This window comes from Streptomyces sp. NPDC088354 (assembly GCF_044753585.1).
In the GTDB taxonomy this organism is placed as follows: domain Bacteria; phylum Actinomycetota; class Actinomycetes; order Streptomycetales; family Streptomycetaceae; genus Actinacidiphila.
Window position 1 is genome coordinate 1 of sequence record NZ_JBIVNJ010000167.1, and the last position, 1,330, is coordinate 1,330.

Below are 1,330 nucleotides of genomic sequence, written 5' to 3' on the forward strand. Positions count from 1 at the left end.
TGAACCGTTCCGGGTTCGGTAGGGACTCGATCGTTTGAGAGGATCGAGTCATGGCACGTCCTTCCCAGTACCCGCTTGAGCTGCGCCGTCGTGCGGTGCGCATGGTCGCCGAGGTGCGGCCCGACTACGACACCGAGTGGGCCGCGATGAAAGTGGTCGCCCAGAAACTGGGCATCGGCACGACCGAGACGCTGCGCAAGTGGGTCCGCCAGGACCAGGTCGATGCCGGCAGCCGACCGGGGACGACAACGGAGGAGTCCGCGCAGGTCAAGGCGATGAAGAAGGAGATCGCCGAGCTGAAGCGGGCGAACGAGATCCTCAAGGCTGCGGCGTCTTTCTTCGCGGCCGAGCTCGACCGGCCACACACGCGCTCGTAGCGTTCATCGACGAGCACAAGGGCCGCTTCGGCGGCGTCGAGCCGATCTGCCGGGTCCTTACCGAGCACTCCTGCAAGATCGCCCCCTCCACCTATTACGCCCACCACAAACGCCAGACCGCACCCGCGGCCCGCACTGTCCGCGACACCGAACTGAAGGCGCTGATCAGCGAGGCGTACGACACCAACTACCGCGTCTACGGAGCCAGAAAGATCTGGCAGCACCTGAACCGGCAGGGACATCCCGTGGCCCGCTGCACCGTCGAACGCCTCATGCGCGACCTCGGCATCAGCGGCGCCGTCCGCGGCAAGAGGGTGATCACCACGATCCCGGATCCGTCCGCGCCGCGGGCTCCGGACCTGGTCGACCGCGACTTCGTCGCCGTCGCACCGAACCGCTGCTGGGTCGCGGACTTCACGCACGTGGCGACCTGGACCGGCGTCGTCTACATCGCCTTCGTCGTGGACACCTTCTCGCGCCGCATCGTCGGCTGGTCAGCAGCCACCACGAAGGAGACCCGGCTCGTCCTGGACGCGCTGGAAATGGCCCTATGGCAACGCGACCGCGACCAACACCCATATGTGCGCGGTGAGTTGATACATCATTCGGACGCCGGGTCCCAATACACCTCGTTCAAACTGGCCGAACATCTCGACGTCGCCGGCATCGCGGCGAGCATCGGCTCCGTCGGGGACGCCTTGGACAACGCCCTGATGGAGTCGACCATCGGGCTCTACAAGACCGAGCTGATCAAGCCGCACCGGCCCTGGAGGACGCTGTCCCAGGTCGAGCTGGCCACCGCCGAGTGGATCGATTGGTACAACCACAGCCGACTCCACGGTGAGATAGGGCACATCCCGCCCGTCGAGTACGAAGCAAACCACTACCTCAACACCACGAAACCCCAGGTCACACCCAACATCTGAGATCTCTACCGAACCCGGAACGGTTCA

General features: G+C 65.2%; 1 protein-coding gene. It reads left to right on the forward strand.

What is annotated here, in order from left to right:
- Positions 1-50 precede the first annotated feature (50 nt).
- Positions 51-1,303 (forward strand): IS3 family transposase gene (locus tag ACIP98_RS42510; RefSeq protein ID WP_401982257.1). Its coding sequence is split into 2 segments (ribosomal slippage): positions 51-333 and positions 333-1,303, totalling 1,254 coding nucleotides; the frame shifts between segments, so codons are not numbered across the junction.
- Positions 1,304-1,330 lie beyond the last annotated feature (27 nt).